The organism is Micromonospora trifolii (genome assembly GCF_022229005.1).
GTDB lineage: Bacteria > Actinomycetota > Actinomycetes > Mycobacteriales > Micromonosporaceae > Micromonospora > Micromonospora trifolii.
Genome location: NZ_JAKKFD010000028.1, coordinates 13,417 through 37,318 on the forward strand (window position 1 = coordinate 13,417; position 23,902 = coordinate 37,318).

21 protein-coding genes are annotated in these 23,902 nt (G+C 72.7%); 15 read left to right on the plus strand and 6 right to left on the minus strand.

Translation table 11 applies throughout. The features are described 5' to 3' along the window. Positions 1-48: 48 nt before the first annotated feature. Both NIE79_RS18710 and NIE79_RS18715 read right to left on the minus strand, forming a co-directional pair. Complete coding sequence (locus tag NIE79_RS18710; protein WP_238679795.1) at positions 49-891, minus strand: peptidylprolyl isomerase; 843 nt, start codon at positions 889-891, stop codon at positions 49-51. Positions 892-948: 57 nt separating this feature from the next. After that, positions 949-1,833: a peptidylprolyl isomerase gene (locus tag NIE79_RS18715; RefSeq protein ID WP_238679796.1), complete on the minus strand. Its 885-nt coding sequence runs from the start codon at positions 1,831-1,833 to the stop codon at positions 949-951. Positions 1,834-2,103: 270 nt separating this feature from the next. Here NIE79_RS18715 and NIE79_RS18720 point away from each other — a divergent pair, with 270 nt between their 5' ends. The 3 genes from NIE79_RS18720 (at position 2,104) to NIE79_RS18730 (ending at position 5,229) form a co-directional block, all read left to right on the plus strand. Further along, positions 2,104-2,814: an MBL fold metallo-hydrolase gene (locus tag NIE79_RS18720; protein WP_030488361.1), complete on the plus strand. Its 711-nt coding sequence runs from the start codon at positions 2,104-2,106 to the stop codon at positions 2,812-2,814. 73 nt (positions 2,815-2,887) lie between these two features. Next, entirely contained in the window at positions 2,888-4,216 is a 1,329-nt protein-coding gene (gene hisS, locus NIE79_RS18725; RefSeq protein ID WP_238679797.1) for a histidine--tRNA ligase, read from the plus strand. A gap of 71 nt (positions 4,217-4,287) precedes the next feature. After that, a complete protein-coding gene (locus NIE79_RS18730; RefSeq protein ID WP_238679798.1) occupies positions 4,288-5,229 on the plus strand; it encodes an acyl-ACP desaturase in 942 nt (313 codons plus the stop codon). 122 nt (positions 5,230-5,351) lie between these two features. Here NIE79_RS18730 and NIE79_RS18735 read toward each other — a convergent pair whose 3' ends face one another. Then, a complete protein-coding gene (locus NIE79_RS18735) occupies positions 5,352-5,858 on the minus strand; it encodes a PaaI family thioesterase (RefSeq protein WP_238679799.1) in 507 nt (168 codons plus the stop codon). 55 nt (positions 5,859-5,913) lie between these two features. Here NIE79_RS18735 and NIE79_RS18740 point away from each other — a divergent pair, with 55 nt between their 5' ends. Continuing rightward, on the plus strand, positions 5,914-6,390 hold the full coding sequence (locus NIE79_RS18740) for a winged helix-turn-helix transcriptional regulator (protein WP_112677957.1): 477 nt from the start codon (positions 5,914-5,916) through the stop codon (positions 6,388-6,390). 370 nt (positions 6,391-6,760) lie between these two features. Then, on the plus strand, positions 6,761-7,807 hold the full coding sequence (locus NIE79_RS18745) for a S1 family peptidase (RefSeq protein WP_238679800.1): 1,047 nt from the start codon (positions 6,761-6,763) through the stop codon (positions 7,805-7,807). A gap of 96 nt (positions 7,808-7,903) precedes the next feature. On the opposite strand, the gene NIE79_RS18750 is transcribed toward NIE79_RS18745, so the two are convergent. Beyond that, positions 7,904-8,527 (minus strand): DUF998 domain-containing protein, encoded by a 624-nt coding sequence (locus NIE79_RS18750; RefSeq protein ID WP_238679801.1) that lies wholly within the window; start codon positions 8,525-8,527, stop codon positions 7,904-7,906. Positions 8,528-8,651: 124 nt separating this feature from the next. Beyond that, a complete protein-coding gene (locus NIE79_RS18755) occupies positions 8,652-9,383 on the minus strand; it encodes a DUF998 domain-containing protein (protein ID WP_238679802.1) in 732 nt (243 codons plus the stop codon). 154 nt (positions 9,384-9,537) lie between these two features. Between NIE79_RS18755 and aspS the strand changes: the two genes are divergently transcribed. The 4 genes from aspS to NIE79_RS18775 all read left to right on the plus strand — a co-directional run bounded on the left by aspS (position 9,538) and on the right by NIE79_RS18775 (position 14,301). After that, the gene (aspS, locus tag NIE79_RS18760; protein WP_238679803.1) at positions 9,538-11,343 is read left to right on the plus strand and encodes an aspartate--tRNA ligase; all 1,806 of its coding nucleotides are present in this window, start codon (positions 9,538-9,540) and stop codon (positions 11,341-11,343) included. Between the two features lie 107 nt (positions 11,344-11,450). Next, entirely contained in the window at positions 11,451-12,314 is an 864-nt protein-coding gene (locus NIE79_RS18765) for an SDR family oxidoreductase (protein ID WP_238679804.1), read from the plus strand. 98 nt (positions 12,315-12,412) lie between these two features. Continuing rightward, complete coding sequence (locus NIE79_RS18770) at positions 12,413-13,009, plus strand: ArsR/SmtB family transcription factor (protein WP_238679805.1); 597 nt, start codon at positions 12,413-12,415, stop codon at positions 13,007-13,009. Beyond that, on the plus strand, positions 13,006-14,301 hold the full coding sequence (locus NIE79_RS18775) for an MFS transporter (RefSeq protein WP_372471655.1): 1,296 nt from the start codon (positions 13,006-13,008) through the stop codon (positions 14,299-14,301). The genes NIE79_RS18770 and NIE79_RS18775 overlap by 4 nt, the downstream gene beginning before the upstream one ends. Before the next feature lie 4 nt (positions 14,302-14,305). On the opposite strand, the gene NIE79_RS18780 is transcribed toward NIE79_RS18775, so the two are convergent. After that, the gene (locus tag NIE79_RS18780) at positions 14,306-15,046 is read right to left on the minus strand and encodes a GNAT family N-acetyltransferase (RefSeq protein WP_238679806.1); all 741 of its coding nucleotides are present in this window, start codon (positions 15,044-15,046) and stop codon (positions 14,306-14,308) included. Between the two features lie 141 nt (positions 15,047-15,187). Here NIE79_RS18780 and NIE79_RS18785 point away from each other — a divergent pair, with 141 nt between their 5' ends. The 6 genes from NIE79_RS18785 (at position 15,188) to alaS (ending at position 23,843) form a co-directional block, all read left to right on the plus strand. After that, positions 15,188-15,409 carry a hypothetical protein gene (locus NIE79_RS18785; RefSeq protein ID WP_030335598.1) on the plus strand — a complete coding sequence of 74 codons (222 nt, stop codon included), beginning with the start codon at positions 15,188-15,190 and terminating at the stop codon, positions 15,407-15,409. Positions 15,410-15,483: 74 nt separating this feature from the next. Continuing rightward, positions 15,484-17,022: a replication-associated recombination protein A gene (locus NIE79_RS18790; RefSeq protein ID WP_238679807.1), complete on the plus strand. Its 1,539-nt coding sequence runs from the start codon at positions 15,484-15,486 to the stop codon at positions 17,020-17,022. Positions 17,023-19,523: 2,501 nt separating this feature from the next. Then, a complete protein-coding gene (locus NIE79_RS18795) occupies positions 19,524-20,219 on the plus strand; it encodes a hypothetical protein (RefSeq protein WP_238679842.1) in 696 nt (231 codons plus the stop codon). Between the two features lie 149 nt (positions 20,220-20,368). After that, positions 20,369-20,833, plus strand: coding sequence for a DUF948 domain-containing protein (locus NIE79_RS18800; protein ID WP_238679808.1), 465 nt, complete (start codon positions 20,369-20,371; stop codon positions 20,831-20,833). Positions 20,834-20,862: 29 nt separating this feature from the next. Continuing rightward, a complete protein-coding gene (locus NIE79_RS18805) occupies positions 20,863-21,168 on the plus strand; it encodes a hypothetical protein (protein WP_091401860.1) in 306 nt (101 codons plus the stop codon). Continuing rightward, positions 21,165-23,843 carry an alanine--tRNA ligase gene (gene alaS / locus NIE79_RS18810; RefSeq protein ID WP_238679809.1) on the plus strand — a complete coding sequence of 893 codons (2,679 nt, stop codon included), beginning with the start codon at positions 21,165-21,167 and terminating at the stop codon, positions 23,841-23,843. Before NIE79_RS18805 ends, alaS begins: the two co-directional genes overlap by 4 nt. Positions 23,844-23,902: the final 59 nt, after the last annotated feature.

The following is a 23,902-nucleotide window of genomic DNA, read 5'->3' on the forward strand; positions in this document are numbered from 1 at the left end:
CAGCGCCCGCCGGCTCAGCCGGCGGGCGCTTCGTCGTGCGCGCGGGGGTCAGCCCTGCGGGTTGCTCATCGCGAGGTCCTTGATGATGACCTCCTTCTTCGGGTGGCCGCCACCGGCCTGCTGGGCGAAAGCCCCGTCGTCGCCGGCCTTGGCCACGTCCTTGACCAGGTCCAGGCCGCCGGTGATGGTGCCCAGCACCGTGTACGCCGGGTCCAACGGCGAGTCGCCGTAGACGATGAAGAACTGGCTGCCGGTGCTGCCCGGCTGGCCGGAGTTGGCCATCGCGATGACACCCTCCGGGTACGGCGGGCGCTTGTCGGTGGGCAGGTTCTCCTCGGGCAGGCGGTAGCTCGGGCCACCCTGGCCGTCGGTGGGACGCCAGCCGTTGCCGGTGGCGCTGGGGTCACCGCACTGCAACACCTTGATGCCCTCGGTCACCAGGCGGTGGCACTTGGTGTTGTCGAAGAAGTTCTTCTCCGCGAGGTAGGTGAAGCTGCCCGCCGTGCACGGCACCAACGACCTGTCGACCTTGGCGGTGATCGGGCCGAGGTTGGTGTCGATCGTCATGGTCTGCACGCCCTTGCCGGACTGCTCGTTGCTCGGCCGCCCCACATCCTTGATCTGCGGGGGCCGCTGCTCCGTGGGCAGCGCGTTGTACACGCACTCCGACGCACCGGGCGCCGCGGCGGTGGTGTCCGGCTTGTCGTCGTCGCCGCCGAGGCTCACCGCCAGCCAGACGGTGCCGGCGACCACGAGCACCAGCGCGGCACCCGCACTGATGATCGCCGTCGTCTGCCGGCGCTTGCGGGCCTTGGCCGCGCGCTCGGCCATCTCCTTCTCAAGCCGGGCGCGTCGTGCCGCCGCTTGCTGCCGCTCTCTGGTGGACGTCACGCCTGGATCCTCCTGCTATCTGCTGCTGGGTGCCGCGTGAATGGGTAGGGCGACCGGTCAGCCGGCGCTCGGGCTGCTGGCCGGGGTGCCGGAGGCCGACGGTGCCGGCGCGGCACCGGTGACCGGCTCAGCGACCGTGAGGCTCTGGATCGTCACATCGGTGCTGGGCTTGACCTTCGCCCCGGTCCCATTGTCCACGGTCGGGAGGGCGCCGATCTTCTCCACCACGTCCAGCCCGCCGGTGACCCGGCCGATGACCGGGTACTTCGGGTCGGCGGTGGTGAAGTCCTTGAAGAAGACCAGGAACTGGCTGCCGTTGCTGCCCGGCGGGTTGGAGACCATCGCCACAGTGCCCTTCGGGTACGTCGGCGGCTGGCCGGGGGCCGGGGTGGCCGACGGCGATGCCGACGGGACGGTCGGCAACTCCTCGTCGTAGAACGAGTAGGTCGGCCCACCAAGACCCGTGCCGCTGGGGTCGCCGCAGCGCAGCGCGCCCTCGGCGGTGATCTCGTGGCACTTGGTGTTGTCGTAGAACGACCGGCTCGCCAGGTGGGCGATGCTCGCCGCCGCGCACGGGGAGTTGGTCAGGTTCAGCTCCGCGGTGATCGGCGCGCCCTGGTTGGTGGTCACCGTCATCGCCCGGGTGCCGTCGGTGGGCAGATCCTTGGTGGCCGGCGTGCCGACGTCCTTGAGGTTGGTGTTGGCCGTCGCGTCCTGCGGCGTCCAGAGGCAGGTGTCCTCCGCGGCCGTGTTCTGCTTCGGGTCGGAGTCGAACGCACCGAGCGCCCAGGCTGAGCCGGCCACTACCAACACGAGGATCAGAGCGGCGCCAACTCCGGCCTGGATCTGCCGTCGGCGCCGCGTAGAGGCGGCCCGGCGAGCCAACTGCCGGTCGAGCTTGGCCCGCGCCAGTTTGCGCTGCCGGTCCCTGCTGGAAGCCACCCGTGCTCCCCTTTCCTCTACCTGGTCGTCGCCGGCGGCCGGTCGCACCGGCCCGTCCGGGCGTCACGTGTGCCGCGCCACACGCCCGCCAGAGTGTACGGCTAGTGACTGGGAATGTGGTGTACGAGGTCCACCCCGTCCCGAGCAGCGCTTATCGGAGGTTGTCACTGTGCCTTACGGGGCGCCTGGGACGGACGCGGCAAACTCGCTCGGCCCGCCCGATAGGCTGCGGTGCAGGACGACAGCTGCTCGACGGAAAGGACAGCGCCCGTGCTCGTGGCCGGCTTTCCCGCGGACGCCTTCGGCACCAACTGCTACGTGGTTGCCACCGCGCCGGGGGAGCAGTGCGTGGTGGTCGACCCCGGCATCGGGGTGCTCGACCAGCTCGACGCGCTGCTCGCCGAGCACCGCCTGCATCCGGCCGCCGTGCTGCTCACCCACGGCCACCTCGACCACACCTTCTCGGTCGCGCCGGTCTGCGGTGCGCGCGGCATCACCGCGTACGTGCACCCCGGTGACCGGGAGATGCTTGCCGACCCGTCCAAGGGCCTCTCGACCGACCTGACGTCGCTCTTCGGCGGCCGGCTGAGCTACACCGAGCCGGAGGACGTGGCGGAGTTGACCGACGGCGCCACCCTCACGCTCGCCGGCCTGGAGATCGCCGTCGACCACGCCCCGGGCCATACCGGCGGGTCGGTGCTGTTCCGGCTGCCGGGCGCCGGGTCGAGCTGGGAGGCTGACGAGCTGTGCCTCTCCGGCGACGTCCTCTTCGCCGGGTCGATCGGCCGCACCGACCTGCCGGGCGGAAGCATGCCGGCCATGCTCACCAGCCTGCGCGACAAGATCCTTCCGCTGGCCGACGACACCGTCGTGCTGCCCGGCCACGGCCCCAGCACCACCATCGGCCGCGAGCGCGCCAGCAACCCGTACCTCATCGAGGTGGCTGGCACGTCGCCGGCCGCTCCCACCCGGGGCCTCTAGATCTTCTGTCCGCGCCGCGCGCGGACCCACGACACCACCGCGCCACCGGCGCGGAACCGCAAGGAGTACGCCGATGAGCAAGCCCACGCCCATCTCCGGCTTCCCGGAGTGGACCCCCGGCCAGCGGATGATCGAGCAGTTCGTGCTCGACAAGATCCGGGCCACCTTCGAGTTGTACGGCTTCGCGCCGCTGGAGACCCGCGCCGTGGAGCCGCTGGACCAGTTGCTGCGCAAGGGCGAGACCTCGAAGGAGGTCTACGTGATCCGGCGGCTGCACGCCGACGCCGAGGGTGCCGGTGGTGACGACCAGCTCGGCCTGCACTTCGACCTGACCGTGCCGTTCGCCAGGTACGTGTTGGAAAACGCCGGCAAGTTGAGCTTCCCGTTCCGCCGCTACCAGATCCAGAAGGTGTGGCGGGGCGAGCGGCCGCAGGAGGGCCGCTACCGGGAGTTCGTCCAGGCCGACATCGACATCGTCGACCGGGACACCCTGGCCGCGCACCACGAGGCGGAGATGCCGCTCGTCATCGGGGACGCGCTGCGCTCGTTGCCGATCCCACCGGTGACCATCCAGGTCAACAACCGCAAGATCTGTGAGGGTTTCTACCGGGGCATCGGGCTGACCGACCCGGAGGCGGCGCTGCGCGCCGTGGACAAGCTCGACAAGATCGGCCCGGCGAAGGTGGCCGAGCTGCTGGCCCAGACCGCCGGGGCGAGCGAGGCGCAGGCCAAGGCGTGCCTGGCGCTGGCCGAGATCTCCGCACCGGACGCCTCGTTCGCCGACGCCGTCCGGGCGCTCGGTGTGAGCGACCCGCTGCTCGACGAGGGCATCGAGGAGCTGGTCCGGGTGGTGGACACCGCCGCCGAGCACTCACCCGGCCTCTGCGTGGCGGACCTGCGCATCGCCCGTGGCCTGGATTACTACACAGGCACCGTCTACGAGACCCAGCTGCGCGGCTACGAGCGCTTCGGCTCGATCTGCTCCGGCGGCCGGTACGACAACCTGGTCAGCGCCGGCGCTGTCTCGTACCCGGGGGTGGGGATCTCGATCGGGGTGACCCGGCTGCTCGGTCTGCTCTTCGGCGCGGGGGAGCTGTCGGTCTCGCGGGAGGTGCCGACCGCCGTGCTCGTCGCGGTGACCAGCGAGGAGCAGCGCACGGCCAGCAACCGGGTGGCCGAGGCGCTGCGGCGGCGCGGGGTGCCGACCGAGGTGTCGCCGAGCGCGGCGAAGTTCGGCAAGCAGATCCGCTACGCCGAGCGGCGCGGCATCCCGTACGTCTGGTTCCCCGGTGCCGAGGGAGCGCCGGACGAGGTGAAGGACATCCGCTCCGGTGAGCAGGTCACGGCAGGTGCGGGGGAGTGGACGCCACCCCCGGGAGACCTCAAACCCACTGTCGGCTGAGTGTCTCCACTGGCGCTGACGGCCGCGGGGACCTACGGTAGCGTAAGTTACGCCACCGTAGGGAGTTTCTCGTGACCGTCAGCACCACAGTGAGCCAGACCGCGCTGCTCGTCGAGTTGGAGCCGGTTGTCGCCCGCAACCTGGACCGCCACCTCTCGCTCGCCAAGGAGTGGTTCCCGCACGAGTACGTGCCGTGGAGCGAAGGGCGGACCTTCGACGGGCCGCTCGGCGGCGAGGCGTGGTCACCGACCGACTCCACCATCCCGGACGTGGCCCGCACCGCGCTGATCGTGAACCTGCTGACCGAGGACAACCTGCCCTCGTACCACCACGAGATCGCCACCCTGTTCGGTCGCGACGGCGCGTGGGGCACCTGGGTGCACCGGTGGACCGCCGAGGAGGGTCGGCACGGCGTCGCGATCCGCGACTACCTGACCGTCAGCCGGGCTGTCGACCCGGTGGCGTTGGAGCGGGCCCGGATGACGCACATGTCGGAGGGCTACACCAACGCCCACGGCGACGAGGTGCTGCACTCGCTGGCGTACGTCTCGTTCCAGGAGCTGGCCACCCGGATCTCGCACCGCAACACCGGCAAGGCCACCGGCGACCCCACCTGCGAGGCGCTGCTGGCCCGGGTGGCCGCCGACGAGAACCTGCACATGGTCTTCTACCGCAACCTGCTCGCGGCCGCCTTCGAACTGGCCCCGAGCCAGGCCATGCGGGCCGTCGCCGACGTGGTGGCCGACTTCCAGATGCCGGGCAGCGGCATCGACGGGTTCGCCCGCAAGTCGGTGGCGATCGCCCTGGCCGGCATCTACGACCTGCGCCAGCACCGCGACGAGGTGTTGCAGCCGGTCCTGCGCCAGTGGGACGTCTTCAACGTGACCGGCCTCAACGCCGACGGCGAGGCCGCCCGCGAGCAGCTCGCCGCCCAGATGGAGAACCTGGACCGCGCCGCGAGCCGCTTCGAGGAAAAGCGCGACGCCCGAGCCGCCCGCCTAGCCCTCCGCTAAACCCCACCCCCTGCACCCGCCCCAACCCTCACCTCGTTGATCATGAAGTTATTGCCACTCGCGTCGGCGTGTCGGGGCAATAACTTCATGATCAACCCAGAGGGGTGTGGGGGTTAGGGGGGTTAGGGGAGGGGGAGTAGGAGGCAGGTGCTGGTGGCGTGGGCTATCAGGCGGTCGGCGGCGTCGGTGATGCGGGCCTCGGCCAGGGCCGTACGGCGGCCGCGTTGCAGCACAGTGCCCTCGCAGCGCAGGGTGCCACTGTCGACGGTGACCGGGCGGAGGAACTTCACGTTGAGGTCCAGCGAGGTGTAGCCGACGCCGGCGGGCAGTGTGGTGTGCACGGCGCACCCCGCGGCGGTGTCCAGCAGGGTCGAGAGCACGCCACCGTGGACGCTGCCGAGCGGGTTGTAGTGGAACTCCTGCGGGACCAGCTCGACGACGACCCGGCCCTCGTCGGCTTCCATCCGGGCCATGTCGAGAAGGTGCATCACCGGCGGCGCTGCCAACTCGCCGGCGATCATCGCCCGGAGCATGTCCAGGCCGCTGCGTCGACCGACCTGGGCGGCGTTGACCGACGGGTCCGCCCAGGTGAAGGTACGGCTGCGCACTGGTTCCTGCGTCTGCGTCATGGACGCAGCCTGGCAGCAGGTTGCTGAGTCTGTCAACGAGATCTAGCCTGGTCCGATGCGACCCGCGGCTCTGGACTGGTCAGTGGAGAACTGCACCATCGCCCGCGCGATGGAGGTCCTCGGCGAGCGGTGGACGCTGGTGGTGCTCCGCGAGGTGTTCACCGGCGTACGCCGCTTCGACGACATGCGGGTGCGCACCGGCATTCCGCGCCAGGTGCTGACCAACCGCCTCGCCAGCCTGGTGGAGCAGGGCGTGCTGAGTCGCGAGCCGTACCGGGAGCCCGGCAGTCGGCTGCGCCACGAGTATCGGCTCACGGAGAAGGGCCTGGATCTGTGGCCGGTGCTGGTCGCCGTCCTCGGTTGGGGCGACCGGTACCTCGCCGACGCGGAGGGCCCGCCGCTCAGCGTCACGCACCGCGACTGCGGCGCCGAGGTGCGCGCCGAACTGCGCTGCGCCGACGGGCACGACGTGGGCCGGCCCCGGGACGTGGTGCCCAGTCCGGGTCCCGGCGCCCGTCGCCGTACCCCCTGACCTGAGCCCGCCGCACTTCTGCCGCCCATCGCCCGCGCACCCTGACACCCGATTCCCGTCGCGCGGCGCCAGTGCCGTCCCGGCGCGCGGTGGACCCGACGCCCGGCGCGGGAAGACATCGATGATTGTGCGCACCAAAAGTGGGTCGGATGTCGGTGGGGTGTGACGGTGGTTGTTCGCCAGCGTGTCGGGGGTGTTGCGGCCGTGCGACCAACCGGGATCGGTGAATCCGGGTGAATGCAAGCCTTGTTAATGATCTTAAGTATGTGAATACTTCAGTCTCATCCGGCCGGTTTCCCCAGATCGGCCGGGTTGCCCTCGGGTCAGCTACCCCCGGCAGACCCGCTCCCCCGCCCAGGAGGTTTGTTACATGCGACCCACGAGGTCCTCATTCCGCGTTGCGGCCACAGTCGCCGTTTCCGGAACCCTGGTCGTCGGCTCGCTCATCGGCGCGCCCGCCCAGGCCGCTCCTGCCGCGTCGCCCGACGCCGCCGCCGCGATCTCCGCGGAACTCGGCGACCGCTCCGCCGGCTCGTACATCGACGCCAGCGGCAAATCCGTCGTCACAGTGACCGACGCGGCCGCCGCCAGCAAGGCGAGCAAGGCCGGCGCCGTCGTCCGCTACGTCACCCGCGGCGCCGCCGAGCTCAACCGGGCCACGGCCGAGCTGGAGCGCTCCGCCAAGATCCCGGGCACCGCCTGGTGGAGTGACCCGGTCACCAACCAGGTCGTCGTCTCCGTCGACAGCACCGTCACCGGCGCCAAGCTGGAGCGGGTCAAGGCCGCCGCCGCGCGGGCCAACGGCGCGGTCCGGGTCGAGGCCGAGGCGGGCGTGCTGAGCACCCGGATCTCCGGTGGCCAGGCCATCTACGCCGGCGGGGGCGGGCGTTGCTCGCTCGGCTTCAACGTGCGCAGTGGCAGCACCTACTCCTTCGTGACGGCCGGGCACTGCACCAACATCTCGGCCAGCTGGTACTCGAACTCCGCCCAGACCTCGCTTCTCGGCACCCGTACCGGCACCAGCTTCCCGGGCAACGACTACGGCATCGTTCGGCACAGCAACTCGGCCAACGCCGCCGGCAACGTCTCCCTCTACAACGGCAGCTTCCGGGACATCACCGGTGCCGGCAACGCCTCCGTCGGCCAGTCGGTGCAGCGCTCCGGCAGCACCACCGGCCTGCGCAGCGGCACTGTGAACGCGACCAACGCCACTGTGAACTACGCCGAGGGTTCGGTCTCCGGTCTGATCCGCACCAACGTCTGCGCCGAGCCGGGCGACAGCGGCGGCTCGCTCTTCGCCAACACCACCGCCCTGGGCATGACCTCCGGCGGCAGTGGCAACTGCCGCACCGGTGGCACGACCTTCTTCCAGCCGGTCACCGAGGCGCTCAGCCGCTACGGCGTCAGCGTCTTCTGATCCACGCACCGCTCGCGGGCCGCCGGAACACTCCGGCGGCCCGCGTCGCGTTGACGGCCGCCGAACCCCGCCGACAGCTGGCGAACGCGGCGGCGCTCAGCCGGGCCCGGACGGTCGCGGCCGCCGCCGGGCCGCCAGCACGGCGGCCAGCGGCACGCCCGCCTCGGCGGCGGCCGCCAGCCGCTCCGTCAGCCCGATCCACGCCCCGTCGGTGAAGAGCTCGACGGCGAACCAGCCGACCAGCCCGAGGAGGACCAGCGCCGCCGCGAGCGCCACCCGGTGTACGGGGGCCGGCGGGTGGCGGCGCTCCCGGTCGAGCGACGGCGCCGCTCGACGGGGCACCGCCAGGGCCGGCCAGACGGCCAACGCCCCGAACGCCACCCCGGCGGCCACGGCATGCGTCGTCGAGTCACCGTCCGGGTTCTGCGGGAACGCGACCAGCACCAGGGTCGCCAGCCCACCCAACGCCAGCAGCGCTCGGCCCGTCGGCGCGGCGCTGACCAGGCCGAGCGCGGTCGCCAGGTGACAGAGGCCCAGCCCGGCCAGCCCGATCGTCATGATCCAGCGATGGTCCGCGCCCGCGGCGGCAAGCGCGCTGATGGTCTGCCGCACCGGGTCGAAGCCGTCGGGCTGGGCGGCCTGCGCCAGCGTCCAGCCGCCGACGAGGAACAGCGGTGCGCCACCGGCCGACAGCAGTGCCCAACGGGGAACGGCGGACATCGGGCGATCGTAGCGGTGCGACCGGCGGAGTTCCGGGCCACGCGCCAGGGGTCGACGCGCCGACGGCGCGGACGCCGGAGCAGGCGAGGACGACGAGGCCAGATCAGGCGCGGGCGACGACTCCTTACAGCCGGTCGGGTCGCCCAGGGGTGGGCCCGCTCGGTGGTCCGAGGGGATCCGGGGGTACGACGCCGATGGTCGGCAGGTCCGGGCCGACGCGTACGGTGCCGGCGGTCGACCAGGCGAGGTGCGCCCGCCGGGCGGAGAGGACCGCCAGCAGCGGCCACAGGGAGACCGCCACCGCCGTCACTCGCTCGGCCAGCCCGGTGCGGGACCCACTGGTCACCTCGAACGCGCACCAGCCGAAGAGCGCGAGCAGCACGAGCGTGGCGCTCAACCCCACCGCCCGGCGGAACGCCCAGGGCGGTTCCGGTCGGGTGGGGTGCTCGGTGTCGTGGCCACGCGGCAGCCGCAGCGCCGAGCCGGCCGGCCAGAGCACCAGGGCGAGGACGGCCACCGTCGCCGCGATGCCGTGGCTGAGGGAGCCACCGACCGGCGGTCGGGGAAAGGCGACCAGCGCGATGGTGGCCACGCCACCGACTGCGAGCAGGAAGCGGCTGGGCAGCCCGGCCGCGTGCAGGACGGCGGCGACCGACAGGTAGCAGCAACCGAGCAGCACCAGGGCCACCACCATGATCCAGGCGTCGGTGGCGTCCTGTCCTGCCAGCTCGCTGATGGTGTCCCGGACCGGGTCGTACCCGACGGGCTGTCGGGCCTGCGCCACCGTCCAACCGGCCACCAGCAGCACGGGTGCCGTCGCCGCCGTGGCGACGGCCCAGTTCGGTACGGGCCGCATTTCGCCACGTTAACCGGCGCGGCCGCCGGGGGAGTCGGGTTCGCCGGTCCACCCCACCAGCGAATCGTGCCGGCCTGGCGGGTGCCCGGAGGCGGGGCTGCCACCCCTGACAGAATGCGGGTGAGGACTGTTCCACGATGAGGAGTTGCCAGCCGTGATCCGTACCCACAATGCCGGAAGCCTGCGCGCCGCGGACGCCGGCTCGACGGTGACGCTCGCCGGCTGGGTGGCCCGCCGCCGCGACCACGGCGGGGTCATCTTCGTCGACCTGCGCGACGGTTCCGGTGTTGTCCAGGTGGTGTTCCGCGAGGAGGATGCGCACGCGCTGCGCAACGAGTTCTGCGTGAAGGTCGTCGGCGAGGTGACCCGCCGCCCGGCCGGCAACGAGAACCCGGAGCTGCCCACCGGCGAGGTCGAGGTGACAGTCGTCGACCTGGAGGTGCTCTCCGAGGCGGCGCCGCTGCCGCTGCCCGTGGACGACCAGATCGAGGCCGGCGACGACATCCGACTCCGGTACCGCTACCTGGACCTGCGCCGCAGCGGCCCGGCGAACGCGCTGCGGCTGCGCTCCCGCGCCAGCCAGCTCGCCCGGGGCGTGCTGCACGAGCGGGACTTCCTGGAGATCGAGACGCCCACGCTGACCCGCTCGACGCCGGAGGGCGCCCGCGACTTCCTGGTGCCGGTGCGGCTTCAGCCCGGCAGCTGGTACGCGCTGCCGCAGTCGCCGCAGCTGTTCAAGCAGCTGCTGATGGTCGGCGGCATGGAGCGGTACTACCAGATCGCCCGCTGCTACCGCGACGAGGACTTCCGCGCCGACCGGCAGCCGGAGTTCACCCAGCTCGACATCGAGATGTCGTTCGTCACCGAGGACGACGTGATCGACCTCGGCGAGGCGATCGTCTCGACGCTGTGGAAGGACCTGGCCGGGCACGAGATCACCCGACCGATCCCCCGGATCACCTGGCACGACGCCATGGCCCGGTACGGCTCGGACAAGCCGGACCTGCGCTACGGCGTCGAACTGACCGAGCTGACCGGGTACCTGCGCGGCACCGAGTTCCGGGTCTTCGCCGGGGCGATCGACGCGGGCGGTTACGTCGGCGCGGTGGTGATGCCGGGTGGCGCGGCGCAGAGCCGTAAGGAACTGGACGGCTGGCAGGACTGGGCGAAGGCGCGTGGCGCGCGCGGCCTGGCGTACGTGGTGCTGGACGCCGAGACCGGCGAGGCGCGCGGTCCGGTGGCGAAGAACCTCTCCGCCGAGCACCTGGGTGGGCTCGCCGACGCGGTCGGCGCCAAGCCGGGTGACGCGGTCTTCTTCGCCGCGAGCGCCACCACACGGGAGGCGCAGGAGCTGCTCGGGGCGGCCCGCGTCGAGATCGCCAAGCGGTCCGGCCTGATCGACGAGAACGCCTGGGCGTTCTGCTGGGTGGTCGACGCGCCGATGTTCGAGCGCACGGACGAGGGCGGTTGGACGGCCGTGCACCACCCGTTCACCTCGCCGAACTCCGAGTGGGTCGACCGGTTCGAGGAGGCTCCCGACCGGGCTCTGGCGTACGCGTACGACATCGTCTGCAACGGCAACGAGATCGGCGGCGGGTCGATCCGTATCCACCGGGGTGACGTGCAGAAGCGGGTCTTCGACCTGCTCGGCATCACTCCCGAGGAGGCGCAGGACAAGTTCGGCTTCCTGTTGGAGGCGTTCAAGTACGGCGCCCCGCCGCACGGCGGCATCGCCTTCGGCTGGGACCGGGTCTGCATGCTGCTCGCCGGTGCCGACTCCATCCGTGAGGTCATCGCCTTCCCGAAGACCCGGGGTGGCTTCGACCCGCTGACCAGTGCCCCCACCCCGATCACCGCCCAGCAGCGCACCGAGGCCGGCATCGACGCCAAGCCCAAGCCCGCCGCAACGGCCCACACGGGAACGGCCGGCCCCGCAGCTCCGGTAGCAGACCCGGTCTGACCCGCATCTCCTCTCCTTCGCCTCGTTGATCATGGGGTTGGCGGGCCCACGCGTCGGCGTGTCGCTCGTTAACCTCATGATCGACCTAGGTGGGGGAGTGGGCTGGGATGCGGGTGCTTGTTGTTGGGGGTAGTGGGTTACTCGGGCGGTCGGTTTGTCGGCGGGGCGTCCGCGCCGGGTGGTCGGTTGTGGGGACCTTTCACTCCGGTGAGATCGCGGTGCCGGGAGTCGCGGCACGGCGGCTGGACGTGACCGACCGGTCCGCCGTGCGCGCGCTGATCGCCGAGGTGCGGCCGGACGCCGTGGTCGGAACCCCCTATCGGTACGGGGACTGGGCGGTCACCGCCGACGGGGCAGCGCACGTGGCGCTCGCCGCCGCCGAGGTGGGTGCCCGACTGGTGCACGTGTCCAGCGACGCGCTGCACGCCGGACGACCCCTGCCGTACGCCGACGACGAAGCACCCACGCCGGTGCACGCGTACGGTGCCGCGAAGGCCGCGGCCGAGACCGCCGTGCGGGCGATCGACCCGGGCGCGGCGCTGGTGCGAACCTCCCTGATCGTGGGGGAGGGCAGCAAGCAGATCCAGCTCTGCCGGGACGCGCTCGCCGGCCGGGCCACCCTGTTCAGCGACGAGCTGCGCTGCCCGATCGACGTCACCGACCTGGCCGAGGCCGTGCTGGAGCTGGTCGCCTCGACGTACGCCGGCCTGCTGAACGTGGCCGGCCCGGACGCGGTCAGCCGGGCGGAGCTGGGCCTGCTGGTCGCCGAGCGGTACGGCCTGGACGCGACCGGGTTGAAGACCACCACCAGCGCGGCCACCGGCCTGGTCCGCCCCCTGGACGTACGCCTCGACTCCGCGCGCGCCACCGCCCTGCTGCGCACCCGGCTACGCGGAGTGCGCGAACTCCTCACCCCCCGCGATCTTGCACTTTCTGTTGGGACAGATCGGGATAAAAACGGCAAAAGCTAGTTCCAAAGTGCAAGATCGGCGGGAGGTGTGGCGGTTTCGAGCACACTTTCTTTGCACAACAACTATGCAGAATAGTTGTGCAGAGATAGTGTGCGAGTATGACCTCTGGATCCGACGGCTCGGCTGAGCCGAGGCGTGTTCATCTGGACAGTCGCCAGGTCCGCACCCTGGCTCACCCGCTGCGGATGCGACTGCTCGGATCGCTGCGCATCGACGGTCCCGCGACAGCGACAGCGCTCGCTGAGAAGTTGGGCACCAACAGCGGCGCGACCAGCTATCACCTGCGCCAGCTCGCCGAGGTGGGGCTGGTGACCGAGGACCCCGGCCGGGGCAGCAGCCGGCAGCGCTGGTGGCAGGCCGCGCACGACATGAGCGACTTCGAACCCACGGACTTCGACGACGACCCGGATGCCCGCGCGGCCGTTCAGTGGATCCAGGGCGACCAGGTCCGGCTGATGGCCGACCTGGCCGAGCGGTGGATGGCCGTCGAACACCACCAGTCCCCGGCCTGGCGCGACGCCGCCGGGATGAGCGACCTGGTGCTGCCGCTCGACCCGGACCGGCTACGTGCTCTCAGCGACGACCTCTGGGCGGTGCTGATGCGTTACCGCGACGAAGCCGCGACCGATGCCCCGGATGTCAAGCCCGTGCACGTGTTTCTGGCCGGTTTCCCGCGTCTGGACGAGCGCTGGTGAGCGCGCTGACCGTACGCCAGGTTCGGCGTCGTTACCTCACTCTCTACGGCCTGCGTTGGCTGCCCACGGGTCTGATGATCCCGGTGATGATCCTGCTGATGCAGGAGCGCGGCCTGTCGCTGCCGCAGATCGGCCTGGTCGGCACGGCGCAGGGGCTGTTGGTGTTGGCGCTGGAGTTGCCCACCGGCGGGCTCGCCGACGCCCTCGGTCGTCGACCGGTGCTGCTCGCCGCCGGGGTGCTGAACCTCGCCTCGCTGGCGCTGTTCGCGGTGGCCGACTCGTTCTGGCTGTTCTTCGTGGTCTGGGCGTTGCAGGGCGTCTACCGGGCGTTGGACAGCGGCCCGTTGGAGTCCTGGTACGTCGATGCCACCCTGGCCGCCGACCCGGAGGCCGAGTACGAGCGCGGCCTCGGCTACGCCGGCACTGTCGTCGGCGGGGCCATCGGCGGTGGCGCGCTGCTCAGTGGTGGCCTCATCGCGCTCGGCCCGATCGGGCCGGTCACCGCGCTCACGGTGCCGGTGTTGGCCGCGATCGTCGCGCAGGCGGCGGCGCTGGTCGCGCTGGTCGTGCTGCTGGTCGAGGAGCGGCCGGCCACCGGGGTCGCGGCGCTGCGGGCCTCGGTGGTCCAGGCGCCCCGGATGATCGGCCAGGCCGTCGGGCTGCTGCGTCGCTCCCGGGTGCTGCTGGCGTTGGTGGCCGTCGAGCTGTTCTGGGGCTTCGGGATGGTCACCTTCGAGTCGCTGCTGCCGGTCCGGCTCGCCGAGGTGATCGGCGACCCGGAACGCGCCGCGGTGCTGCTCGGGCCGGCGAACTCGGCCGCCTGGCTCGCCTCGGCCGCCGGCGCGGCACTGACCCCACTGCTGCTGCGCTGGTTCGGCGCCGCGCCGGGTGCGGCCCTCCTGCGCATCCTTCAGGGCGTCACGGTGGTCGGGATGGGGTTGTTCGCCGGGCCGGTCGGCGTGCTGGTGGCCTACCTGGCCTGCTATGCCGTGCATGGCGCGTCCAACCCGTTGCACAGTGGGCTGCTGCACCGGCAGGTCGACGGCCCCTACCGGACCAGCGTGCTCTCGCTGAACTCGATGATGGCGGCACCGGCCGCCGCGCTCGGCGGGGTGGTCCTGACCGCGATCGCCGCCGCTGCCAGCGTCAGCACCGCGATGGTGGTCGGCGCTGTGGTGTTGGCCGTGGCCGCACCGCTCTACCTGCCCGCCTGGCTGGCCGGCCGTCGGGCCGCCCCCGCCACCGAGCCGGCCGCTGTCCTCGCACCCGCCGAGCAGCAAGCCGCCCGTTAGGACCTCAGGCGAGGCGGAGCGTGCTGATCGGATGGGTGTTGGTGAAGCCGAGCCGACGGTAGAGCCGTACCGCCCCGACATTGCTCGGGTAGACGCCGAGCCCGACGGTGTCGAATCGGGCCAGCAGCGCCCGGGTCATTCCGGCGGTCAAGGCCGCGCCCAACCCCTGACCCCGCTGCTCAGGGCCGACGGTCAGGCCGGCGAGAAAGCCGATGTCGCCCCGACTTCGGTCCGCGCCGCAGGCCACCAGACGACCGCCGGCCCAGATCCCGTACCAGTCGACCACCCTGGGGTCGCCCGGTCGGGAGGTGCTGCTCGGAAACGCCTTGTCGATCAGCGCCGCCAGCGCCGGGTGATCGGCTTCGGTCAACCGAACGACCCGTTCCTCGTCGGGCTGGACCGGCGGTGCCGTGCCGGTCCAGTGGAAGTCCCAGTCGGCGTGCTCGACCACTGCCAGTCGCTGCGACACCACACCGCACTCCAGCCGCGGCAGGTGCAGTGCCTGCCCGGTGCTCAGCACCCCGTCGGCGGCCAGCGCGACGCAGATCTCCAGCGCCGTCCCGGCCGGGCCGATCGCACCGCCTGCGGGGACGTGCTCGGGCGGCAACAGCCAGAGCACCGCGTCATCGCGCTGGTAGGCGCGCGCGGGCACCCCACGCCAGAGCATGTGCCGGACAAACGGGTGCTGGCCGGTAACGGCCAGGACGGCGGCCCGGTCCGGGAGCACCTGATCGTCGATGATCATGGCGTCGAGCCTAGGAGACCGGAGCCGGACAGCCGCACCGGGCTGGGCGCTCGGGCACTGGATCCACCGTGGAGATTGGCGAGTCGACCGATTGGGTACATCACGCGCCGACCTACTGGGAACCCCCACCGGAGGACCGACATGCTCGCCATTCTCGCGGCCATCGTCTTTGGCTTTGCCCTGCTGCTCGATCTGCTCGACACCAACTTCGGCGCACCCGACCTGTTCAACTGGAACACCCTCGTACTCATCGGGTTGCTCCTCCTCTCGCTCTACCTGGCCGGCGTGGGCAGCGGCCCGCGCGGCGGCGGCGGTGGCGGCGGTGGCCGTTGGTACCGGGGCCGTCGCCCCGGGCGTGGCTGACCGGAACCGATCACCGGTGGCGGGCCCGCGGCGCGATTCCGGCGTCGTGGGCCCGGCCCGGTACTGTCTTCGTGATGGAGTCCGACGCCCTCTTCTCCCTCGGTGAACCCGCCGGGTCGCGCAGCGCGCCCGACGGACCCGCCGGTGTCGACGGCTTCACCGCGGTGGCCGACGATTCGCCCCTGCCCGTCCGGATGCGCCCGGTGACCCTCGACGAGCTGGTCGGGCAGGAGCACCTGCTCGCTCCCGGCGCACCCCTGCGGCAACTGGTCTCCGGCGGTGCTCCGATGTCGGTGATCCTCTGGGGCCCGCCGGGCAGCGGCAAGACCACCATCGCGCACCTGGTGGCCGGGGCGACCGATCGCCGCTTCGTCGCCATGTCGGCGCTCTCCGCCGGTGTGAAGGACGTCCGGGCGGTGATCGAGGCGGCGCGCCGCCAGCGGCGTTCCGGCGGCCCGCAGACAGTGCTCTTCATCGACGAGGTGCACCGGTTCAGCAAGACCCAACAGGATTCCCTGCTCGCCGCCGTCGAGGACCGCACTGTCACCCTGCTGGCGGCGACCACCGAGAACCCGTACTTCTCGATCATCTCACCGCTGCTGTCGCGGTGCGTGCTGCTCACCCTGCAACCGTTGGACGACGAGGCGGTGCGGGGCCTGCTGCGCCGCGCGGTCGCCGACAAGCGTGGCCTGGACGGCGCACTGTCCCTGACCACCGAGGCCGAGGATCACCTGGTCCGGCTGGCCGCCGGTGACGTCCGTAAGGCACTCACCGCCCTGGAGGCGGCGGCGGCCTCCGCCACGGCCCTCGGCGGCGGGCGGATCGACCTCGCCACCGCCGAGCAGGCGGTCGACGTGGCGGCGGTGCGCTACGACCGCGACGGCGACGCCCACTACGACGTGGTCAGCGCCTTCATCAAGAGCATGCGCGGCTCGGACGTGGACGCGGCGGTGCACTGGCTGGCCCGCATGCTGGTCGCCGGTGAGGACGCCCGGTTCATCGCCCGTCGTCTGGTCATCTTCGCCAGCGAGGACGTGGGCATGGCCGATCCCGGGGCGCTGAGCGTGGCGACCGCCGCCGCGCACGCGGTCGAGTACGTCGGGCTGCCCGAAGCGCAGCTCAACCTCGCCCAGGCGGTGATCCACCTGGCCACCGCGCCCAAGTCGAACTCGGCCACCACCGCCATCGGCGCCGCCATCGCCGACGTCCGGGCCGGTCGCGGCGGCCCGGTGCCGCGAGGGCTGCGCGACGCGCACTACGCCGGCGCCCGAGGGTTGGGCCACGGGACCGGCTACCGCTACCCGCACGACGACCAACGCGGCGTGGTCACCCAGCAGTACGTCCCGGACGACCTGGTGGGCACCGACTACTACCAGCCCAGCCCGCACGGCGCGGAGCGGTCGGTGGCCAGCCGCCTGCCGCTGCTGCGCCGGATCGTGCGTGGTCTGCCGGCCCCAGCCGCCCGCCCGGAGACGCGGACAGCCGAGCCGTCCGTAACGGCGCAGACCGCGCCAGCGCTATCCCCGGGGGCCGCCCGTCCGACGACGGGCACGGCTGCCCCCGGCACGATGCAGGACAGCGGCACCGACGCCGCAGGAGAGGGTCAACAGTGAGATCGCGTGGTGGGGACCGCCCGGACGAGGGCCCGGACGAGCGGCGCGATCCCCGCGCCAAGACCCGCCGTTGGGGTCGCGGCCGAGCGGCTGAGCCCGAGCCGGAGGAGCCGGTAGCCGGCGAGGAGTTCGGCTGGATCGACGACCTGCGTTCGGCGAAGCAGCAACGCACCGAGCTGGGCCCGGACGGTGCACCGGCGGAGCCGAACCGGCCCCGTGGGGGCATGCCGCCGGCCGACCCGGCCGGACCGCCGGCACAAGCCACCCCGCGTACACCGGCAGAGCCGGCCGGTGCGCGCGGCAGCGGGCCGGAGTCCGCAGCGCCGCCGGCCCCGCGCCAGAGTGAACCCGGCGGCACCGCCGCCCGTCGGCCGGTCGACGGGCCCTGGCCCGGGGAGACGCCACCAGCGGGTCGTCGCCCGGATGACCGGCCCCCCGCCGCCGGCCCCGGCGCGCCGGGGCAACCGCCGCGCCGCGGCGTACAGCCGGTGCCCGGCGCCCGCGCTGCCGTGCCCCCGTCGCCACCCACCGCCCGCCCGGGCGGGGATGACCCGGCCGGCCCGCAGGGGCCTCGCCCGGCACCCGGCGGCCCGGCCCGTGCTCGCGGTGCTGCGGCCCCTCCTGGCCCACCCGTGGGCCCACCGACCTCAGGCCCACCGGCCGGCCGCCGTCCGGAGGCCGCCGCTGCGCCGGGCCGTCGTCCGGACGCCGCTGTTCCGCCGGGCCGTCATCAGGACCCCGCAGCGCCCGGCGGTCATCCCGACGCCATGCCGCCACTGCGCCGTCCGGACGCTGGCACGCCGACCCACCGACCCGGCCCGGAGCAGCCGGTCGAGCCTGGCCGCGCCCGGCTCCCCGCCGACGGCGCCCCCGTCGGTCGACGCGCCGTCGGCCCGACCTCCGACCCGGCGCGGGCCGCCGGAGCAGCAGCCGCCCCCGGGCCGGCCCGCTTCGACGGCGCACCGGCTGGCGTCGTGCCGCCGACCACTGATGGCCTGCGGCCCGACCCCGCCATTGACGCTGACCCGCGTACCGCCCGGCGTCGTCCCGGCCCGGCCGACCCCGGCGCACCCGAGCCCACCGGGCGGCGCGCCGCCGAGGCTCCCCGTCCGGCAGCGGGCGGGCGTCGCCGCGCCGCGGAACCCGACGAGCCGGTGGTGCCCCGCTCCGGCAACGCGCCGCCCGTGCCCCGCTCGGGGAACGCGTCGGCGGTGCCCCAGGCGACCGGCGCGCACAGTGGCGCCCTGCCCACTACCGGCCCCGCCGACGGCACCGGTCGCCGGCGGGTCGTCTCCGGTGAACCGGAACGCCGAACGCCGCCCGGCGGCGAACCCCGCCTGGACCGGCCGGAGCGACCCGCGGACTGGCTCCGCCAGGCCGGCCGACTGCCACACACCGACCCTGGCCTGCCGGTGGTCAATCGCCGAGACGGCAGCCCGCCAGCGGGGGATCGGCGTCCGGCGCCGCCCATCGGACCGGGAGACCTCACCGATCAGGCGTCCGGTCGGCTCGCCGTGCCCGACCCGGCCGCCGAGCGCACCGCCGCCCGCCGGCCCGCCGGTCCGCCGGTCGACCCGGGCGCGGACGCGCCGGCCGGTCGGCGCGCCGTCCGGCCCGACGCGTCGGGATCCACCGGAGAGCAGGCGCTGACCTACCCGACGCCGCCCGGTGACCGGCCCGCCCGTGGGCGGGGCGCTGCGGCGGTACCCACACCAGACCCCACCGGCCAGCGCGGCCGTGCCGTGGCGGGGCCCGGCGCGGACGCGCCGCCCGCCCCGGACCCGACCGGCCGACGACGTCGTCCACCGGCCGAGCAGGGCCCCGACGGTACGGCTGTCCCCGGTCGGCCCGGGCCCGCGAGCGACCACGGCGACGACCCCTACGCCGGTGGTCGGCCCGGCGCCGGTCCCGCGGCGCGGGGCGCCGCCCGCTCCGCCCCACCCGGCCGGGCCCGTCCCATCCCCGGCGACGCGCCGGCACCCGGCGCCGGACGCCGCGGCGCCGACGGGCCGCTGCGCCCCGGCCCGGGCGGCGAGGCGGCACCTCGGGACGCGAACCGTCCGGACGGTCCGGCTCGTGCGGCGGTGCCGCCGGGTGTGGATGGTCCGCCACGTTCGCGTCCAGATGGTCCGGCTCGTGCGGCGGTGCCGCCGGGTGTGGATGGTCCGCCACGTTCGCGCCCGGACGGTCCGGCTCGTGCCGCCGTCCGCCCACCCGGCGGACCGCTGCCCACCGACGACCGGACGACCGGTGACCCGGGGCCGGCCGGACCGGCCCGTGGGGCTGCGCCGGCCGGCCGACCAGCGCCGGCCGACCGTGCCGCCGGACGTGCCCTGCCTCCGAATCGGGAGCCCGGTCGTGCCGAGCCGAGCGGTGTCGCGCCCGTGCCGCCGCCCGGACGCGCCGGCGAGCCCGTCGGCGTGGCCCGCGCCGCCGCCGTGGTGCCCTCCGTCTCCGGGCCGGTGGACCGGCCGGAACCGGAGCCCTCCGACGGGCCGGCGCTGCGCTCGGCCGGTCAGGACGCGCCGGACGACGACGCCGCAACGGGTGCCCGTTCCGAGGAACGCCGGCAGACCCGTGAACGACGCCGACTTCGCGCGGCGGTGTTGGCTCTGGTCAGCGTGGTGCTGCTCGGCGCGGTGCCGCTCTTCTTCGGGATCCGGACGCTGAGCCGTGACCCGGTCTTCGACAACCTGGACCAGCTCGGTGTGCCCGCCTGGGCGGCTGCGAAGACTGTCGACGACGTCAGCGGCAGCCGCTGGTGCCTGCTCGACTGCCGGCTGCGTGAGCGCACCGTGACCTCGGAGAAGGCGCCCAAGGAGACGGCGCAGGTCTACGAGGACGCGCTGCGCCGCGACGGGTGGCAGCCGTGGAAGGTGAGCCGCTGCCCGGAGCAGCAGACGAAGGGCAGCTACACCTGCTGGCGTCGCGACGAGTTGACCCTCGACCTGTGGGTCCGCGAGCCGACCTGTGTGCCGCCGCCGGTGGACGGCGAGCCGGCAGTCGTGCCGTCCGCCGACCCGTCGGCCGCTGCGACCGAGTGCACCGGCTCGTTGGTGTCGGTGAAGGTGCGCAACGCGATCGACGACGAGCGGACCAGGCCGCAGCCGACCACCGACCCGTCACTGACCGGTGAGGATCCGTTCCCGACGGTCAGCGCGGATCCGCTGGGCGAGCTGACACCCTCACCGTCCTGAGCCGGTCTCCATCACGGACGGTAGGGTCTGGGGCTGGCGGGCACGCCCGCTACCGGTGACCGTCGACGGCTCGGCGGCCGGTACGGGTGGCATGGTTGTGCGTTCCGGGGACGTCGGGTCCTGCGGAACTCTGCTTGAGGAGGACAGGCGTGGGCGACATTGGAGCGATCGCGGCGCTGATCGCGGCATCCGCGTTCGCGGTGCTGGTGCTCATCCTGACGCTGCCCATCCTGCGGCTGCGGCACACGGTTGACGCCACCACTCGCATGATCAACGATTTGAACGATCGGACCGGACCGCTGCTCGGTGACGTGAACACCACTGTGAAGAACGTCAACACCGCCTTGGAGCAGGTGCAGACCTCGCTCGACGGTGTGAACCTCCAGCTGGCGAAGGTCGACACCATGACCAGCCACGCACAGAACGTCACCGCCAACGTCGCCAACCTGGCCACCGTCGTCTCCGCCGCAGCCGCCAACCCCCTGGTCAAGGTGGCCGCGTTCGGCTACGGCGTGCGTAAGGCCGCCGCCGGCCGCCGGCACGCCGAGACCGAGCGCGAGGTACGCGACACCATCAAGCAGCAGCGACGGGCCGCGCGACGCGGCAACAGCTGATCGCCCGGCGCACCAGGAGGTAGCGGGACATGAGGCGCTTGTTCTGGCTCGGCATCGGGGTGGCCGTCGGTGTGATCGTGGTCCGCAAGGCGACCCGGACCGCGCAGGCGTACACGCCGGCGGGCATCGCCAGCTCGCTGACGGAATCCGCTGGCGGGCTCGTCGAGTCGCTGCGTAGTTTCGTGGAGGACGTCCGGGTCGGGATGGCCGAACGCGAGCAGGAGATCCACCACGCGTTCGCCCAGGGCGAGGCGTTCGACGACAAGTTCGCCGACCTGCGGGAAGACCCGCGGATCGGCGATCGAGAAATCTTTCCGGAGGAACACCAGCGATGAAGACGGCGGAGATCAAGCGGCGGTACCTCGCGCACTTCGAGGCGAATGGCCACACCGTGGTGCCGTCCGCTCCGCTGCCCGCCATCAGCGACCCGAACCTGCTGTTCGTCAACGCCGGCATGGTGCAGTTCGTCCCGTACTTCCTGGGTCAGCAGACGCCCGCGTACCAGCGGGCGGTCAGCGTGCAGAAGTGCCTGCGCACCCCGGACATCGACGAGGTCGGTAAGACCAGCCGGCACGGCACGTTCTTCCAGATGAACGGCAACTTCTCCTTCGGTGACTACTTCAAGGCCGGCGCGATCCCGCTGGCCTGGGAGTTGTCCACGAAGCCGATCGCCGAGGGTGGTTACGGGCTGGATCCGGAGCGGATCTGGCCGACGATCTACCTCGACGACGACGAGGCGTACGAGATCTGGCGGTCGGTTGGTGTGCCCGCCGAGCGGATCGTGCGCCGGGGCAAGGCGGACAACTTCTGGTCGATGGGCATTCCCGGGCCGTGTGGTCCGTCGTCGGAGCTGTTCTACGACCGGGGCCCGGAGTACGGCCGCGAGGGCGGCCCGGCGGTCGACGAGGACCGGTACATGGAGTATTGGAACCTCGTCTTCATGCAGTTCGAGCGGGGTCCGGGCACGACCAAGGAGGACTACCCGATCCTGGGTGACCTGCCGGCGAAGAACATCGACACCGGCATGGGCCTGGAGCGGATGGCCTCGATCCTGCAGGGTGTGGACAACCTGTACGAGATCGACGAGGTCCGGCCGATCCTGGCCCGGGCGGCCGAGCTGACCGGTAAGCGCTACGGCGCGCACTCCGGGCACGTGGCCAGCGAGTCGCACCCGGACGACGTCCGGCTGCGGGTGATCGCGGATCACGTGCGCACGGCGCTGATGCTGATCGGCGACGGTGTCACCCCGTCGAACGAGGGTCGCGGGTACGTGCTGCGCCGGATCATGCGCCGGGCGATCCGGTCGATCCGGCTGCTGGGCTGGCAGGACCGGGCGCTGCCCGAGCTGCTGCCGGTGGCCCGGGACTGCATGGCGCCGTCGTACCCGGAGCTGGCGACCGACTTCGACCGGATCGCGGATTACGCGTACGCGGAGGAGGAGGCGTTCCTGTCCACCCTGCGGGCCGGCACCACGATCCTGGACACCGCGATCGCGGAGACCCGCACGGCGGGCGGCTCCGCGCTGTCCGGGGCGAAGGCGTTCCAGCTGCACGACACCTACGGCTTCCCGATCGATCTGACCCTGGAGATCGCCGCGGAGCAGGGCCTCACTGTCGACGACGAGGGGTTCCGGCGGCTGATGGCCGACCAGCGGACCCGGGCGAAGGCGGACGCGCAGGCCCGCAAGACGGGGCACGTCGACCTGTCGGCGTACCGGTCGGTGCTCGACGCGGGTGGCCCGGTGACGTTCACCGGGTACAGCGAGGTGTCCCGCGAGTCGACGGTGCGGGCGCTGCTCGGCGCCGACGGTCCGCGCCAGGCGGCGACCGAGGGCGACACCATCGAGCTGGTGCTGGACACCACCCCGTTCTACGCCGAGGGCGGTGGGCAGCAGCCCGACCAGGGCATGATCACGGTTGGTGGCGGGCAGGTCGAGGTGCTCGACGTGCAGCAGCCGGTGCCGGGCCTGATCGTGCACCGCGCCCGGGTGATCCGGGGCGAGGTACGCGCCGGTGAGGCCGGCTTCGCCGAGATCGACACGACCCGGCGTCGGGCGATCTCCCGGTCGCACACCGCCACGCACCTGGTGCACCAGACCATGCGCAACTTCCTCGGTGAGTCGGCCACGCAGGCGGGGTCGCTGAACGCCCCCGGTCGGCTCCGGTTCGACTTCAACACCCCGACCGGGGTGTCGCCGAGCGTCCTGCGCGACGTGGAGCAGCAGGTCAACGAGGTGTTGCTGGCCGACCTGGAGGTGCACGCCTTCATCACCTCGTTGGAGGAGGCGCGGCGCATCGGCGCGATGGCGCTCTTCGGCGAGAAGTACGGCGAGGAGGTGCGGGTCGTCGAGGTGGGTGACTACGCCCGGGAGCTGTGTGGCGGCACGCACGTGGCCCGCTCGGCCCAGCTCGGCCTCGTGAAGATCCTCTCCGAGTCGTCGATCGGCTCCGGTGTCCGCCGGGTCGAGGCGCTGGTCGGCATGGACGCCTTCGGCTTCCTGGCCAAGGAGCACCTGTTGGTCTCCCGGCTGGCCGAGCTGTACCGGGTGCCCAACGATCAGGTCGCCGACCGGGTGGAACAGACCGTCACCCAGCTTCGGGACGCCGAGAAGGAGCTGGAGAAGCTGCGTGCCCAGCTGGTGCTGGGTGGCGCGGCGGCGCTCGCGGCGCAGGCGAAGGACGTGCGCGGAGTCGCGTACGTGGGCACCGAGGCGCCGGAGGGCGCGGCCGGCAACGATGTGCGCACCCTGGCCCAGGAGATCCGCGGCAAGATCGACCCGGCGCGGCCGGCGGTCGTGGCGGTGGCGGCGCGGTCGAACGGCAAGGCGTCCCTGGTGGTGGCGGTCAACGCGGCGGCGCGCAGCCGGGGCCTGGCCGCGTCGGATCTGGTGAAGGCGGCGTTCTCCGGGCGCGGCGGTGGCAGCCCCGATCTGGCTCAGGGCGGCGGTCTGCCGGCGGCCGAGGCGCCGAACCTGCTGCTCACCGTCGAGAAGGCGATCACTGAAGCGTGATAGATCATTACTCTGAGTCAGGGCGGGCCGTTCGGTCCGCCCTGGTTCGTACCCGGCCA